This is a genomic window from Micromonospora sp. LA-10 (assembly GCF_051853095.1).
Lineage (GTDB): Bacteria > Actinomycetota > Actinomycetes > Mycobacteriales > Micromonosporaceae > Micromonospora > Micromonospora echinospora_A.
In genome coordinates this window covers 4,653,345-4,668,797 of the sequence record NZ_CP195710.1, presented here as the reverse complement: position 1 = coordinate 4,668,797, position 15,453 = coordinate 4,653,345, and the positions used below count along the sequence as shown (strand labels likewise).

Here is a 15,453-nt window from a genome sequence, read left to right as displayed (position 1 = left end):
TCGGCTCGACAACCGTAGCGCACCGACCCGCGGCGGCGCAAAACGGGTACTCAGTCCAGCCACCGCCGGATCGCCTCGACCGCCCGGCGGCTGTCCGCGTCGAACTGGGCGCGCTCGGTCGAGGTGCTCTCCCAGCCCTGTTCCCACAGCACCGTCACCACGTCACCGGAGCGGATCGCGCGGATCAGGTGCACCTCGTCGCCGCCGCTCGGATCGCCGTTCGCGTCCCGGTACGGCGTCCGCGTCTCGAACAGCACCGACTCGTCGCCGTACCCGGTGTCGGGCAGCAGCCGCTGCCGTACCGTCACCGCCGGCCTGCCCCGGGCGGGCTGCTCGGGGCAGGCCCGGACCGCCGCACGCAGCTCGGCCAGCGCCGCGCCCGCGCCGCCGGCCCGGTAGATCGTGATGGTCTGGCGGTAGTTGCCGGACGGCACCTCGTCGGCCGGGGCCCCGGCCCGGCGGTACGGCACCGACCGGGCCCGCTGCGCCACCACCCGCTCGTCGCCGGGGCTCGCGCCGCAGAGCGCCGGCAGCACCGGTCCCTCGCCGAAGTAGTTGCCGGTACCCGCGTCGTTCGCGGCCGGCAGGACGAAGAACGCCCGGTCCGGGATGGTGGTCGGGGTGACCGCGGCCGGAGGCGTGGTGGTCACCGCCGGGCTCCGCGAGCCGGGGGTACGGCCGACGGACGGCGATGGCGGGGCCGGCGACGACGGCGCGACCGAGGGCGCGACGGTGGACGGCTGCGGGCTCGGCGTACCCGCGGGCGGCGGAGCCGGGTTCGGAGCCGGCCCGGCGGCGAGCACCAGCTGGCTGCCGGCCACCGTGCCGCCGACCAGCCCGGCCACCGCCAGGACGGTCAGCGCGGCGCGGCGCCGGGTCCAGCGGTCGGCGCTGCGGCGCAGCCGGTCCGGCGCGGGCAGCACCCGCTCGTCGGTGTCGGCGGCGAGGGACCGGTAGTAGCGGTGCAGTTCAGGCGACATCGTTGACCTCCAGCTCCTCGGCGGCGACGCCGGGCAACAGCTCGGCCAGCCGGGCCCGGCCCCGGGACAGCCAGGACTTCACAGTGCCGACGGGGACCCCGGCCTCCCGGGCGATCTCCTCCACCGGCAGGTCGAACAGGTAGTGCAGGGCGAGCGCCTGCCGGTGCCGGGGCGGGAGCTGCCGCAGCGCCCCGACCAGCAGCACGGTGTCCTCGCCCGGCGGTCCGACGTCGGGCGGCGGCCCGGTGCGGCTGGCCGCGAGACGCCACCCGCGCAGCCGCCGGAACCGGTCGGTCGCCAGCCGGCTGATCACCAGCCGCAGCCACGCCTCCGGGGCGGGATGGGCGGCGAGCTTCGCCCACTGCCGCCAGGCCCGCGCGTACGCCTCCTGTACGAGGTCCTGGGCCTCGGCCGGGTCGCCGGCCACCGCGTAGCCGTACCGGATGGCCCGCCCCGACGTGCTGCGGTAGAAGTCGTCGAAGCTGTTCGCGTCACGCATGTGCCATCCCGCCCCCCACACGTCCATCTGCACTGTTGACGGCGCAGTGGGGTGCGGGGTTGCGGGTGGGGAGTCCGGAAGACGACACGAGCCCGGGGTCCGGGTGACCGTTGCGGTCCCGGACCACGGGCTCGTGGTGTCGGCTCGGCGTCAGCCGCTCGGCGTGGGCGCGGGCGACGTGGGCGCCGGCGGTGAGACGCTGCCCGACGGCGCCGGGTTGCCCGAGCCGCCGGCCGCCGCCTGGGCCTGCTGGAACGCGCTCATCGCCTCGTCCAGCGCCTTCAGCGCGCGCCCGTACCGTTCGAAGTCGCCGGACGTCTGCGCGGCCTTGACCTCGGTGATCGCGGTCTGCACCCGGGCGGCCGCCTGGGCCAGCTCCCCGGTCGCCGGCGGCGGCGTGTTGTTGTTGTCGCCGGTCGGCGGCGGCGTCGTCGTGTCGTTGTCGTCGGTGCTGGGCGGCGGGTTGTTGTTCGGCGCCCGCTTGCCCTGCTCGACGAGCTGCTTGATGCCGTCGTTGAGGTTGTTGGCGAGCACCACGTACGAGCCGCCGTCACCGTAGGAGAGCAGCACCTTCTGCAGCAGCGGGTACGCGTCCTGGTTGCTGCTCTTCACGTAGACCGGCTCGACGTAGAGCATGCCGTCGGCGAACGGCAGCGACAGCAGGTTGCCGTACTGCACCTGGGCCTGGTTGGAGGAGAGCAGGTTCAGCTGCTGCCGGATGTCGCCGTTGTTCGTCATCTGCTGGTGCACCTGCGTCGGCCCGGAGATCCGGGTCTGGTCCGGCAGCTCCAGCACCTCCAGCTGGGGCTTGCCGTCGACGTACGAGCCGGAGACCAGCGCGGCGAGGTTCTGCCGCCCGTTCGGAGTGACCGCGGAGGTCAGCTGGAAGCGTGGCCCCTGCTGCCCGGGGAACTGGGTGAAGAGGTAGTACGGCGGCTGCTTCTGCCCGCTGTCCGGCGCGTCCGGCACGTTCGGCACCTGCCAGAAGTCCTGGCCGGAGTAGAAGTCGCCGGGGTCGGTGACGTGGAACTTGGTGAGCAGGTTGCGCTGCACCTTGAACATGTCCGCCGGGTAGCGGAAGTGCTCGGCCAGCTCGGCCGGGATGTCGCCCTTGGGCAGCACCACGTCACCGCCGAACGCCTTGTTCCACGCCTTGAGCACCGGGTCGGTGTCGTCGTACGAGTAGAGCTTGACCGTGCCGTCGTAGGCGTCGACAGTCGCCTTCACCGAGTTGCGGATGTAGTTGACGTTCTCCCGGGCGAGCTGGAACGTGCCCCGGCCGGTCAGCTCGTCGGCGGTCTCCGCCTGGAGGTTGACCCGCTCGGCGTACGGGTAGGTCGCCGCGGTGGTGTAGCCGTCGATGATCCACAGGACCCGGCCGTTGACGACCGCCGGGTACGGGTCGCCGTCGAGCGTGAGGAACGGCGCGACCTTCTCCACCCGGTCACGCGGGTTACGCACGTAGAGCAGCTTCGAGTTCTCGTTGACCGCCTCGGAGAGCAGGAAGTTCGGCTCCTGCTCCTTGATCGAGTAGAGCAGGCGACGGGGGAACGAACCGATCTTGACGCCACCCTCGCCGGTGTAGGTGTAGTACTGCTCGCCACCGGTCGAGGTGGGCCGGTCGAACTCGACGTTGCGGTCGCCGTCCTGCCCGACGATCGCGTAGTCGCCCGGCTCCATCCGCTCGCCGTAGTAGATCCGCGGCTGCTGGGCCGGGATGTCCTCGGCCGGCGAGGAACACGCCTCCTGCGCCTTCTCGCCGAGGAAGCCGGAGACGAAGTACGGCTGACCGCCGCAGACCACCTGGTTCGCCGGGGCGGCCACCAGGCCGTACCCGTGGGTGTAGACGGTGTGGCGGTTGATCCAGTTGCTCTGCTGGTCGGTCAGCTCGCCGTAGTTGATCTCACGGACGCCGACCACGTAGTCGGAGGTCTTGTCCTTGACCGAGTACCTGTCGATGTCCAGCTTCGGGCCGAAGTCGTAGAAGCCGCGGACCTGCTGGAGCTGGGTGTACGTCTCGGAGACCAGCTGCGGGTCGAGCAGCCGGACGTTCTGCACCACCGAGGTGTCGGTGGCCAGGCTGGCGGGTGGAACGAGGTTGCTCGCCGCGTACGGTGTGGTCTTCGTGCCGTCGAGACCGAACGCGGACCGGGTGGCCTTGATGCTGCGTTCGATGTACGGCGCTTCCTTGTCGCGGGCGCTCGGCTTGACCTCGAAGGTCTGCACGGCCCACGGGTAGATGCCGCCGATCGCCACCGCGGAGACGCCGAGCAGGGCGAGCGAGATGCCCGGCCAGACCAGGTTCCGCATGACCGCGTTGGAGAACACGATGATCGCCAGCGCCACCAGGACGGAGATCCAGGCGAGGATCTCCTTCGCCGGCAGCAGCGCGTTCACGTCGGCGTAGCCGGCGCCGTAGAGCTTGGCGCCCTCGTTGTACTCAAGCAGCATGGCCCGCCGGTCCAGCACGTACGCGACGGCCTTGAGCAGCACGAAGACCGCAACCAGCGAGCTGAGGTGGGCGCGGGCGGCGTTCGTCATCCGGTCGCCGATGCCCTGGAGCCGCACCCCGCCGAAGATGTAGTGCACGGCGAGCGCGCCGAGCAGGGCCAGCACGACAGCGGTGAAGCCGACACCGAGCAGGTAGCGCCAGAACGGGAGCTGGAAGACGTAGAAGCCGACGTCGATGCCGAACTCGGGGTCCTTCACGCCGAAGTCGCCGCCGTTGCGGAACAGCAGCCACTGGCTCCACCGGCTCTGCGCGGACAGGCCGGCGAACAGCCCGACGACGGCGGCGGCGAGCGCGATCCAGGTGCCGAGCCGGGGGCTCAGGAGCATCCGGTAGCGCTCCAGGGTGGCCTGCTCGGCCGAGTGCGGGCGCATCCGGGGCCGCAGCCGGTAGGCCAGCCAGAGGTTGCCGGCGACGATCAGCGCCATGCCGACACCGATCACCAGGAACAGCAGCAGCCGGGTGGCGAGGACACCGGTGAAGACCTGGGTGTAGCGGACCTCGTTGAACCAGAGCCAGTCCGTCCACGCGTTGACGCCCCAGCCGAGCAGGGTGAACAAGACGAACACCCCGATCAGGACACCGATGGTGACGCGTCCGCGTCGGCTCATCCTCGGCAAGGGACTGCTACGCATGACCACTGTTGGCTCCGCACGCTCGATGTGATCGGCTCCGACCAGGCACCAAGAGTACGGGGTCTTCCTGAGCACGTCGGGTCAAGGTCACGTCACGATCGGCGCGGTGGACCTGGCCCGGGCCGCTTCAGCAGCGCGTCGGCTGCCCCCCGGCCCGCAGCGCCTCGAGCGCCGTCAATGCGTCGTCCAGCGTGGCGACCTTCAGCATGGGCAGGCCCGGCTGCGGGTTGCGGACGGCCTCGGCGCAGTTGTCGGCGGGCACCAGGAAGGCGCTCGCGCCGGCCTCCTTGGCGCCGACGAGCTTCTGCGCGATGCCGCCGATCGGGCCGACGCGGCCCTCGTCGTCGATGGTGCCGGTACCGGCGATGACCTTGCCGCCGGTCAGGTCGGCCGGCTCCAGCTTGTCGATGATGCCGAGCGAGAACATCAGCCCGGCGCTCGGCCCGCCGATGTCCCCCAGGTCGATCTTGAGGGTGAACGGGTGCGGCTGCTGCTGATCGATCTCCACGCCGATCCGCGGGCGGCCGTCCTGCTCCTGACTGGTCACCGTGGCCGTGCCGGGAGTCTCGCCGCGGGTGTAGCCGATCTTCAGCGCGGTGCCGGCCGGCTTCGACCGGATCAGCTCGGTCAGCTTGGCCGCGCTCGTCACCGGCGTCCCGTCGACCGAGGTCAGCACGTCGTCGGGCCGGAGCACGTCGACCGACGGGCCGCCCGGCGTGACCGCCTTGACCAGCACCTTGATCGGGTAGCCCAGCTCACGCAGGGCAGCCGTCTCGGCGCTGGTCTGCGAGTTCTGGAAGTCCTCCGCGTTGCGCTTCTCGACCTCCTCCTGCGACTGCCCCGGCGGATACACCAGCTCGCGCGGCACCACCGCCTCGTCCGAGGAGAACCACCCGGCCAGCGCCGACCGGAGCCGCACTGTCGGCTGCACACCGACAGTGGTGAGACGGAGCTGACCGGCGGACGTCGACGTCGCGCGGCCGGTCACCTGGATGACCTCCTTGCCGTCCTCGGTGCCCAGCGTGTTCACCGTCGGACCGGGGCCGAGCACCACGTACGGCAGCGGCACGCTCAGCACGCCGACGCTGAGCAGAGCGGTGAGCAGGGCACCGAGAAGGACGGTCACGCCGCGACGTCTCATGCGCCAGAGCGTACCGATCCGCACCCCGCCGCCCGGCGAGGTGACCCGAGGACTTCGCCCTCAGCGCAACGCCGAGTGGCACGACCTGCGGCGGCGCGCGCGTACCGTAGAGGTCGTGCCTGATATTCCGTTCGGTTTCGCGCTCCCGGGTGGTCAACCACCGGACCCCAACGATCCCGCGGCGATGCAGCAGTTCATGTCGCAGTTGCAGCACCTGCTCTCGGCGCCGGGCAGCGGGCCGGTCAACTGGGACCTCGCCCGGCAGGTAGCCGCCAGCCAGCTCGCCGCCGCCGGCGACCCGGCGGTCTCGCCGTTCGAACGCAACGCGGTCGAGGAGGCGCTGCGCATCGCCGACCTCTGGCTGGAGCCGGCGACCTCGTGGCCCTCCGGCATCCGCACCTCGGTCGCCTGGAACCGCAACGAGTGGATCTTCAAGACGCTCGACGTGTGGCGCAAGCTCTGCGACCCGGTCGCCAGCCGGATGGTCGGCGCGATGGGCGACCTGGTGCCGCCGGAGGCCCGCGCCCAGCTCGGCCCGATGCAGTCGATGGTCGCCACCCTCGGCGGCGCGCTCTTCGGCGGCCAGCTCGGCCAGGCGCTCGGCTCACTCGCCGCCGAGGTGCTCTCCGCCGGTGACATCGGCCTGCCGCTCGGCCCCGCCGGCACCGCCGCGCTCGTCCCCGCCAACATCAAGGCGTACGGCCAGGGCCTGGAGCTGCCCGAGGACGAGGTACGCCTCTACGTGGCCCTGCGCGAGGCCGCCCACCAGCGGCTGTTCCAGCACGTGCCGTGGCTGCGCGGGCACGTGCTGACGGCGGTGGAGAACTACGCCGCGGGCATCCGGGTCAACCGGGAGGCGATCGAGGAGGCGATGGGCCGGGTCGACCCGACCGACCCGGAGTCGATGCAGGCGATCGCGCTGGAGGGCATCTTCACGCCCGAGGACACCCCCGCGCAGAAGGCGTCGCTGGCCCGGCTGGAAACCGTCCTCGCCCTGGTCGAGGGCTGGGTCTGCCACGTCGTCGACAGCGCCGCCGGTGACCGCCTCCCCAACGTCGTACGCCTCGGCGAGGCGTTCCGCCGCCGCCGCGCCGCGGGCGGCCCGGCCGAGCAGACGTTCGCCGCGCTCGTCGGTCTCGAACTGCGGCCGCGCCGGCTGCGCGAGGCGACCGTGCTGTGGGCGGCGCTGACCGAGCACCGCGGGATCGCCGGCCGGGACGCGGTCTGGGGCCACCCGGACCTGCTGCCCTCCGACGACGACTTCGCCGCGCCGGAGGCGTTCGCCGCGACCAGCACCGATCTCGACGACGAGCTGGCGAACTTCGACTTCTCCGCGCCGGGCGCGCCCGAGGAGAAGCCCCCCGGCGAGGACGACGACAAGCGCTGACGCGGTACGGCCCGGGCCCGCACGGTTCCACCGTGCGGGCCCGCCCACGTCCCGCCCTCACAGTCCCGGCCCGACCCCGCCTCGTCGATCTTGGAGTTGTGGCGCCCAGGATGCCCGAGTGGCGGCTTTTATGAGGCACCACAACTCCAAGATCGACGGAGTGGCGGGCGGGGTGCACGCCGCGGGCGGGGGTGGGTGGGGGGGCGCGGCAGGGGTCAGGCGGGGCGGCCGGACAGCAGGGCCCGGGTGGCCTCCCAGCCCTCGACGGCCTGGTCGAGCGCGGCCAGGTCGGCGGGGCCGCGCATCCGGCGCCAGCCGGCAGTGACCGCCACGTCCCCCGGGTTCGGGGCGGCCCGGCGCACCTCGGCCGGTTCGGTCGTGTTCAGGTCCAGCGCCGGCAACCACGCCGGTACGGGCAGTCGCGCCGCCACTCCCAGCAGCCCGGTTCCGCTTCCCTCCACCGGGGCCACCGCCACCAGTCGGGTGGTCAGCGGCCGCAGCAGCTTGCCGAGCGTCAGGCCCGGCACGTCCGGCGCGTCGGCCGCCACCACCGCGACCTGGTCATAGACCGCCGCCGGGCCGTCAACCGCCGTCGCACCGGCAACGGCAGCCGAGCCGTCAACCGCCTCCCGGCCATTCGGGCCAGCGAGACCGTCAACCGCCGCCGGGCCGACAGAGGTAGCCGAGCCGTCGGAGGCTTCGACCGTCGCTCTCCCCCGGCCGCGTGCCGGATCCGCCTCCGCCGCCTGCCAAGCGGCGGCGAGCACCGCGAACACGGCGTTCGGCGTCGGTTCCGGCACCTCGTACACGGGAGTGCCGGGCCAGACCACGGCGTCGGCCAGCCATCGGTCCTGCGCGGTGACCGCGACGGCGGTCTCCACCTCGTTCAGCGTGGCCAGCAGGTCCACCACGTCCTCGGCGAGGGCGGTACGCCATCGCGCCGGCTCGATTCCGGGCGGCGTCCAGGTCACCGGGCCGAGCAACGCCACCACCACACGTCGGGACACCCGCCGACCCTAACCCCGGCGCCCCGCCGTCGCGCCGGCCGCCGCCCCCGTCCGCGCGGCACTCCGATCCCCGCACCCGTCGTCGATCATGAGGTTGGCGGTGACGAAACGGACGGATCACCAGGTCAACTTCATGATCAACCGCACAGGGCCCGGTCAGGGGATGGCGGCGGTGGCGGCCACGCCCTCCAGGTAGCCGCGGGCGCGTTCCGACCTCGGGTACCGGGCGACCAGCGCCCAGAACTCGGCGTTGTGACTGGGCACGATGAGGTGCGTCAGCTCGTGCAGGAGGACGTAGTCGATCACCCAGTCGGGCATGTCCTGGATCCGGTGCGAGATCCGGATGGTGCGGTCGGCGGGGGTGCAGGAGCCCCAGCGGCCGTTCTGGTTGGTCACCCAGCGCACGCTCGCGGGCGCGGCGGCCGAGCCGTACTCGGAGAGGTAGCTGTCGATCAGGCGCCCGGCACGGGCGAGCAGTTCGGCGTCCGAGCGGGCGAGCCGGCCCTCGCGGGCGGCGAGCCGGGCCAGCATCCGGTCGACCCACTCGCTCTCCTCGGCCCGGGAGAACTGGTCGGGGATCAGCACGACGACGCGCTCGCCGTCCCGGTACGCGGACACCGTGCGCCGCCGGCGCTGGCTGCGCCGTACCTCGACGACGGGCTTCCGCGTCACGGCCATTACCGGCCCGCGCAGCCTCGGTTGACTGTCACGATGGAAAGCTAATGCGTACTGACCAGGACTCCGCAAGAGTCAACACGACGACACGCGCCCGGAAAATGGCGGTTGGTTGTCAGGAGTCCAGAAAAAATTCTTTGCGATGGTAGATGACCATCACCTAGCACCCCTCCGCAACGTTAAGTGATCTACGGTGAGTGACCGCCGTCAGGGGCGCACGAAGGGGAGTTGGGCTCTTTTACCCGGCGTGTCCGCGCGAAACTGACTTATCCGACGTAACTCGGCATGCACACTCTCGACGTCGACTTGCTCACAGAGTCGGCGTACAGCTGACATGGAACCGCCCAGACCTGGGTAGGGTCCGCCAACCACGGTCAGGTGACTGACCGCGGAGAACCCCCCGGCGCCGACGTCACGTTCGGCAGCAGGGAGACCCGCCGGGACACCTCCGGCGGACGAGACGAGGAGGCTACCGTGGCCGACCAGGCCCAGACCTACAACGGTTACTGCGTCAAGTGCAAGGAGAAGCGGGACTTCGAGGGGCACGTTGAGGTCTCGAAGACCGGCATGAACATGGCCAAGGGCAAGTGCCCGGTGTGCGGCACAACAGTGAACCGCATCCTGGGCAAGGCCAAGGTCTGACCCGTACCGCGCACACGGGGAGGGTGGCCGAGAGCCACCCTCCCCGTCGTGTAACCGACACAGTTACCGGCTAGTTGTGGAAAACCGGCGAGATCCTGTGGACAACGCTGGCCACGGCTCGCCGCACCTGTGGACAACGAGCGACGGAGCGCGTGGAGACGGTCACGATCAGTGGCGTGACCGACCCGACACCGCTCGTCCGTCCGACCCTGCTGCCCGGCCTGACCCGGCTCTGGCGCGACCGCCACACGCTCCAGCTCGGTGAGCCGCCCGGCCGGGCGGTGCTGCTGGAGATGTCCTCGCCGGGGACGGCCCGCCTGCTCGACCTGCTCGACGGCACCCGCAGCGAACGCGCCGTGCTGGCCGAGGCCGGCGCCGCCCGGGTGCCGCCCGACGAGGCACGCGCGCTGCTCGACACGCTCCGGGACGCCGGCCTGGTGGTCCCCGCGCAGGCCCTGTTCCCCCGCGACCTCGCCGGCGCGGCCCGGGCCCGGCTGGCTGCCGAGGCCGCCGCGCTGGCGCTGACGTCCCCCGATCTGCCCGGCACACCGGCCCGGCTGCTGCGCCGCCGCCGTTCCGCCCGGGTGCTGGTCACCGGCACGGGACGACTCGGCGCGGCGGTCGCCGTCGCGCTGGCCCAGGCCGGCGTCGGGCACGTCGTACCCGATCTGGCCGGCCCGGTTGGCCCCGGCGACCTGGTCGGGACCGGCCTGACCGCCGCTGAGCTGGGCCGGCCCCTGGGCCCGGCGGTACGCGCGGCGCTCGACCGGTGCGCGCCCGGCACTGCCACGACCCCGACGCGGGCCGCCCGGCCCGACCTGGTGGTGCAGCTCGGCGTCGACCGGCCGGCCGAGCTGCTGGCCAGCGGGTACGCTCGCCGGCGCCAGCCTCACCTGCTGCTCGACCTGCGCGGCGGCGTACCCGTGATCGGCCCGCTGGTCCGCCCGCCGGTCGGTCCCTGCCTGCGCTGCCTCGACCTGCACCGCGGCGACCGCGACCCGGACTGGCCGGCGCTCGCCGCCCAGCTCGCCGCCGACCGGGGCGAGCGGGCGTGCGCCGCCACCACCCGGCTGGCCGCCGCCGCCTTCGCCACCGCCGAGGCGCTGACCCAGCTCGACGGCGGTCATCCGGAGACGCTCGGCGGTGCCGTGGAGATCGCCGGCCCGGGCCGGGTTCGTCACCGACGGTGGCCGCCGCACCCCTCCTGCGGCTGCTGCCGGCGTCGCCCGATCCGGTCGGCCCCGGCCGCTCCCGGCCGCACGGCAGCAGTGAGGGCCCTGAGTCGGTAACAATGGCCGGGTGACCGACATCCCGCGCCGGGCCGTGTCCCGCACCGCCAAACTCGCCGCCCTGCCGCTCGGATTCGCCGGTCGAACCGTCCTCGGCATGGGCAAGCGGGTGACCGGCCTCGCGTCCGACGTCATTTCCGCCGAGATCCAGCAGCGCACCGCCGAGCAGCTGTTCAGCGTGCTCGGGCAGCTCAAGGGCGGGGCGATGAAGTTCGGCCAGGCCCTGTCGGTGTTCGAGGCGGCGCTGCCCGAGGAGGTGGCCGCGCCGTACCGGCAGGCGCTCACCAAGCTCCAGGAGGCCGCGCCGCCGCTTCCGGCGGCCACCGTGCACAAGGTGCTCGCCGAGCAGCTCGGCCCGGACTGGCGCGACCGGTTCGTCGAGTTCAACGACACCCCGGCTGCCGCGGCCAGCATCGGCCAGGTGCACCGCGCGGTGTGGCGCGACCCCGGGTACGGGCCGAACGGCGGTCCGCTGCACCGGGACGTGGCCGTGAAGATCCAGTACCCGGGGGCCGGTGACGCCCTGCTCGCCGACCTCAAGCAGCTCTCCCGGCTCGGCGGCATGTTCCGGGCCATCCAGCCGGGGCTGGACGTGAAGCCGCTCCTGGCCGAGCTGCGCGAACGCATCACCGAGGAGCTGGACTACGAGCTGGAGGCGGAGTCGCAGCGGGCGTTCGCCGCCGCGTACGCCGACGACCCGGACATCTTCATCCCGGAGGTGCTCGACGCCGCGCCCCGGGTGCTGATCACCGAGTGGGTCGAGGGCATCCCGCTGTCCCAGATCATCCGGGAGGGCACCGAGGAGCAGCGGGACGAGGCCGGCCGGCTGATGGCCGAGCTGCACCTCTCCGCGCCGGAGCGGGCCGGGTTGCTGCACGCCGACCCGCACCCGGGCAACTTCCGGCTGCTGCCGGACGGGCGGCTCGGTGTGATCGACTTCGGTGCGGTGGCCCGGATGCCGCAGGGCACGCCGGAGCCGATCGGCCGCATCGCCGCGCTCGCGCTGCGCGGAGACGCCGACGCCGTGGTGGAAGGGCTGCGCGACGAGGGCTTCGTGAGCCGTACCGAATCGATCGACGCCCCGGCGGTGCTCGACTTCCTCCGCCCCATGCTGGAGCCGATCGCTGCCGACGAGTTCCGCTTCACCCGGGCCTGGCTGCGCGGCGAGGCGACCCGGCTGGCCAGTCCCCGCTCCCCCGCCTACCAGCTCAGCCGGCAGCTCAACCTGCCCCCCTCGTACCTGATGATCCACCGGGTCACGCTGGGTTCGATCGGGGTGCTCTGCCAGTTGGAGGCGAAGGCGTCCTACCGGTCCATCCTGGAACGCTGGCTGCCCGGCTTCGCGCCGGTGCCCTGAGCACCGGCTGCTCACGGGACAGGCGAAGGGGCGGTGACCAGCAGGTCACCGCCCCTTCTTCATGTGATCGTTCTACAGGACGCCCAGGTCGCGCGCCGACTGGCTGCGACTCCGCATGGCGACGGTACGGGCGGAACGGGTTGCCTCAGTGCTCGTGGTGGTGCGACCGGCCTGAGGCCGGCGCATTCGAGCCCGGGACAACGCTTCGTGGAGTAGTTGCATCTCAAATCCGTTCGGCAGGTTCAGCATCGGGTTTCTCTCTCAGCTCGGCCGGTGGAGGGACACCGGCATCGGTCGGTTTCGGAACGTAGGTTTGTCAGGCTGCCAGCCGGACGGCGCTACGCGACTCGGACAGCCCGCTGGCCGCCAGTCGCGCCTCCGCCTCGACCCGGAGCTGGGCGTCACGGGCGAGGTCCTCCTTGCGCGGACGGCCACGGGGCCGCTTGCGCGGGACGACCGCGCCACGCTCGAAGATCTCGCCGCCCCAGACGCCCCAGGGCTCGGCTCGCTCGACTGCCCCGGCCAGGCACTCGACGCGCAGCGGGCAGTCCCCGCAGAGCGACTTGGCCAGCTCGAGCTCGGCGGGCGAGTCGGAGAACCACAGGTCGGGGTCGAACTTCCGGCAGGGCAGGTTCGCCTCCACCTCGACGCTCACGTCGAGTGGGGCCAACGCCAGACTCATCCTCCGGTCACCTCTCTCTCACTTCGATCTCGTGGATCGCATTCCGACGTACTTCGGCGGGGCAAAAAACTGAGGCCGCGGATCCCGGTAGCGGGTTCCGCGGCCTCGAGGTGAGCCGGTGTCTGATGGATCAGACCGGTCTACCTCGAGGTGGAACGCCGCGGACATCCGTGCGCTTCTTGGCGCCATCGATGCCCATGCCCGCGAAGCCACTGGTCCCCTCGACTCCGGCGATCGGCGCAACGGTCAGGTTCAGCTCGGCCTGAACCTGGACCTGGTGCACCTGCGGAGCCGACGGTCGAGCAGCGAGGGCCACCCGGACGGCCGACAGCGGAGCGACGGCAGACGGCATCGCCGCGAGACGCTCATAGTTGAAGATCTTCACTGGTGCCACCTCCCTACTCTCCTCGTGCCGACCACGGACTCATCCCCCTTGAGCAGCCAGAACGGCGCCGCTCGCGAGGTGTGTCCTGAGGCTATTCCTCGTCCTCGGGCGAGGGCAAACGATTTACGGCTAGATTTCGAAAGTTTTCTGCGGGCAGACTTCGTCCACGGTGGCGCCGGCCACCAGGGCCAGCACCGTATCGCCGTAAAGCCCCACTTTTCGGGGCCCGATCCCGGCGATCGCCACCAGTTCCTCGGTGCGCCCCGGCTTCCGCTCGGCCAGCGCGGTGAGCGTGGCGTCGGTGAAGACCACGTACGCCGGCACCTTCTGCGCGCCGGCCACCCGCTGCCGCCACTCGCGCAGTCGCTCGTACAGCTCCTCGTCGATGTCCGACGGGCAGGTCGGGCAGCGGCCCAGCTTGCGGTCCGCGCCCGCGAGCAGCGTGGCGCCGCAGATGCGGCAGGAGACCACCTGCGGCCGGCGCCGCTCGGCCCGCCGCGCCGGGCCGGCGCCGCCGGCCCGCTCACCGCCGCCGGACCTGTCGAGCTGCGGCAGGAAGCGGGAGGGACGGCGGGCCCGCCCACCCGGCGAGCGCGCCGTGGCGTACGACAGCCAGAGCCACTCGCGGGCCCGGGTGATCCCGACGTAGAGCAGCCGCCGTTCCTCCTCGACCTGCTCCATGGTCTTCGCGTACGTGGTGGGCAGCGTGCCCTCGGCCAGCCCGACCAGGAACACCGCGTCCCACTCCAGCCCCTTGGCCGAGTGCAGCGAGGCGAGCGTGACGCCCTCGACGGTGGGCACGTGCTGCTGGGCCGCCCGCCGGGCGAGCTCCTCGGTGAACCCGGTCAGGCCGGGCGCCTCCTCGGCCTGCGCCGCGTACTCGTCGGCGAGCTGGACCAGCGCGGCGAGCGCCTCCCACCGCTCGCGCGCGGCGCCGCCCGGTGGGGGCGCGTCGGGCGCCCAGCCGACAGCGGTGAGCCCGTCGACCACGGCGGCGCGCAGCGGCGTGTCAGCGGGCGCGGACCGGGTGGCGGCGCGCAGCGCGATCATCGCCTGGCGCACCTCGGGCCGTTCGAAGAACCGCTCCGCGCCCTGGAGCACGTACGGCACCCCGGCCTCGGAGAGCGCCTTCTCGTACGCCTCGGACTGCGCGTTCGTGCGGAACAGCACCGCGATCTCCCGCGCCGGCGTGCCGCCCGCCACGAGCGCCCGGCAGCGGGCGGCTACCGCGTTCGCCTCGGCCGGCTCGTCGGTGAAGATCCGCAGTTCCGGCTCCGGACCGGGCCGGCGCTGGCCGTGCAGTTCCAGCCGCAGCCGCGCCTCGGCGCCCCGGGCCTGGGAGATCACCGCGTTGGCGAGCCCGACCACCTGCGGGGTGGAGCGGTAGTCGCGGACCAGCCGGACCACTGTCGCGCCCCGGTGCTGGCGCGGGAAGTCGACCAGGTACGACGAGGTCGCGCCGGTGAACGAGTAGATCGTCTGGCTGGCGTCGCCGACCACCGTGAGGTCGTCCCGGCCGCCCAGCCACGCCTCCAGCAGCCGCTGCTGGAGCGGGTTGACGTCCTGGTACTCGTCGACCACGAAGTGCCGGTACTGGCTGCGCACCTGCTCGGCCACGTCCGGGTGCTCCTCGATGCCCCACACCGCGGCGCGCAGCATGTCCTCGAAGTCGATCACCCCGTTGCCGCGTTTGAGCCGCTCGTACGCGTCGAACACCTCGGCCACCCGGGCCGGCTCGTACGGCGTCTCGCGCAGCGCCTTGGCCGCGGCGACCACGTACTCCCCCGGCTCGACCAGCGACGACTTGGCCCATTCGATCTCGCTGGAGAGGTCACGCGCGGCGGCCCGGTCGGCGCGCAGCCCGACCTTGGCGGCGGCGAGCGTGACCACCCGCACCTTGCTGTCCAGCAGCTCCGGCATGGCGCGCCCGGCCAGCAGCCGGGGCGCGAAGTAGCGGACCTGCCGCAGCGCCGCGGCGTGGAACGTGCGCGCCTGCACACCCTGCACCCCGAGCACGGTGAGGCGGCTGCGCATCTCGGCCGCGGCGCGGGCGGTGAACGTGACCGCCAGCACGTGCCGGCCGGCGATGTCGCCGGTCAGCGCCCGGTACGCGATCCGCGAGGTCACCGCCCGGGTCTTGCCGGTGCCGGCGCCGGCCAGGATGCAGACCGGCCCGGCCGGGGCGGTCACCGCGGACCGCTGCTCCGGATCCAGCCCGGCCAGCACCTGTTCCGCACCTGAGTGAACGCCCACAGCAGGGAATCA

At 72.5% G+C, this 15,453-nt stretch carries 13 protein-coding genes; 4 read left to right on the top strand and 9 right to left on the bottom strand.

Annotated elements, in window-relative coordinates:
• Window positions 1–50: 50 nt before the first annotated feature.
• The 4 genes from ACSDG8_RS22100 to ACSDG8_RS22085 form a co-directional block, all read right to left on the bottom strand.
• Window positions 51–980: a hypothetical protein gene (locus ACSDG8_RS22100; protein WP_439427205.1), complete on the bottom strand. Its 930-nt coding sequence runs from the start codon at window positions 978–980 to the stop codon at window positions 51–53.
• Window positions 970–1,479, bottom strand: coding sequence for an RNA polymerase sigma factor (locus ACSDG8_RS22095; protein ID WP_210900124.1), 510 nt, complete (start codon window positions 1,477–1,479; stop codon window positions 970–972). Before ACSDG8_RS22095 ends, ACSDG8_RS22100 begins: the two co-directional genes overlap by 11 nt.
• Before the next feature lie 150 nt (window positions 1,480–1,629).
• Window positions 1,630–4,623 carry a UPF0182 family membrane protein gene (locus ACSDG8_RS22090; protein WP_247679690.1) on the bottom strand — a complete coding sequence of 998 codons (2,994 nt, stop codon included), beginning with the start codon at window positions 4,621–4,623 and terminating at the stop codon, window positions 1,630–1,632.
• 127 nt (window positions 4,624–4,750) lie between these two features.
• On the bottom strand, window positions 4,751–5,764 hold the full coding sequence (locus ACSDG8_RS22085) for a YlbL family protein (protein WP_210900130.1): 1,014 nt from the start codon (window positions 5,762–5,764) through the stop codon (window positions 4,751–4,753).
• Between the two features lie 115 nt (window positions 5,765–5,879).
• On the opposite strand from ACSDG8_RS22085, the gene ACSDG8_RS22080 reads away from it, so the two are divergent.
• Window positions 5,880–7,151, top strand: a complete 1,272-nt coding sequence (locus ACSDG8_RS22080; protein WP_210900133.1) for a zinc-dependent metalloprotease — start codon at window positions 5,880–5,882, stop codon at window positions 7,149–7,151.
• A 215-nt stretch (window positions 7,152–7,366) separates the two neighbouring features.
• Here ACSDG8_RS22080 and ACSDG8_RS22075 read toward each other — a convergent pair whose 3' ends face one another.
• Both ACSDG8_RS22075 and ACSDG8_RS22070 read right to left on the bottom strand, forming a co-directional pair.
• Window positions 7,367–8,158, bottom strand: coding sequence for a hypothetical protein (locus ACSDG8_RS22075; RefSeq protein ID WP_307871190.1), 792 nt, complete (start codon window positions 8,156–8,158; stop codon window positions 7,367–7,369).
• Window positions 8,159–8,314: 156 nt separating this feature from the next.
• Window positions 8,315–8,836, bottom strand: coding sequence for a M48 metallopeptidase family protein (locus ACSDG8_RS22070; RefSeq protein ID WP_210896172.1), 522 nt, complete (start codon window positions 8,834–8,836; stop codon window positions 8,315–8,317).
• A gap of 471 nt (window positions 8,837–9,307) precedes the next feature.
• On the opposite strand from ACSDG8_RS22070, the gene ACSDG8_RS22065 reads away from it, so the two are divergent.
• The 3 genes from ACSDG8_RS22065 to ACSDG8_RS22055 all read left to right on the top strand — a co-directional run bounded on the left by ACSDG8_RS22065 (window position 9,308) and on the right by ACSDG8_RS22055 (window position 12,121).
• Complete coding sequence (locus tag ACSDG8_RS22065) at window positions 9,308–9,475, top strand: DUF5679 domain-containing protein (protein ID WP_007464795.1); 168 nt, start codon at window positions 9,308–9,310, stop codon at window positions 9,473–9,475.
• 176 nt (window positions 9,476–9,651) lie between these two features.
• Window positions 9,652–10,764: a TOMM precursor leader peptide-binding protein gene (locus ACSDG8_RS22060; RefSeq protein WP_210896173.1), complete on the top strand. Its 1,113-nt coding sequence runs from the start codon at window positions 9,652–9,654 to the stop codon at window positions 10,762–10,764.
• A 10-nt stretch (window positions 10,765–10,774) separates the two neighbouring features.
• A complete protein-coding gene (locus ACSDG8_RS22055; RefSeq protein ID WP_210896174.1) occupies window positions 10,775–12,121 on the top strand; it encodes an ABC1 kinase family protein in 1,347 nt (448 codons plus the stop codon).
• 316 nt (window positions 12,122–12,437) lie between these two features.
• Here the strand turns inward: ACSDG8_RS22055 and ACSDG8_RS22050 are convergent, their stop codons facing one another.
• The 3 genes from ACSDG8_RS22050 to ACSDG8_RS22040 all read right to left on the bottom strand — a co-directional run bounded on the left by ACSDG8_RS22050 (window position 12,438) and on the right by ACSDG8_RS22040 (window position 15,441).
• Window positions 12,438–12,803 (bottom strand): WhiB family transcriptional regulator, encoded by a 366-nt coding sequence (locus ACSDG8_RS22050; protein ID WP_073828771.1) that lies wholly within the window; start codon window positions 12,801–12,803, stop codon window positions 12,438–12,440.
• 130 nt (window positions 12,804–12,933) lie between these two features.
• Window positions 12,934–13,188 (bottom strand): hypothetical protein, encoded by a 255-nt coding sequence (locus ACSDG8_RS22045; RefSeq protein WP_030503669.1) that lies wholly within the window; start codon window positions 13,186–13,188, stop codon window positions 12,934–12,936.
• A 129-nt stretch (window positions 13,189–13,317) separates the two neighbouring features.
• A complete protein-coding gene (locus ACSDG8_RS22040) occupies window positions 13,318–15,441 on the bottom strand; it encodes an ATP-dependent DNA helicase UvrD2 (RefSeq protein WP_210896175.1) in 2,124 nt (707 codons plus the stop codon).
• Window positions 15,442–15,453: the final 12 nt, after the last annotated feature.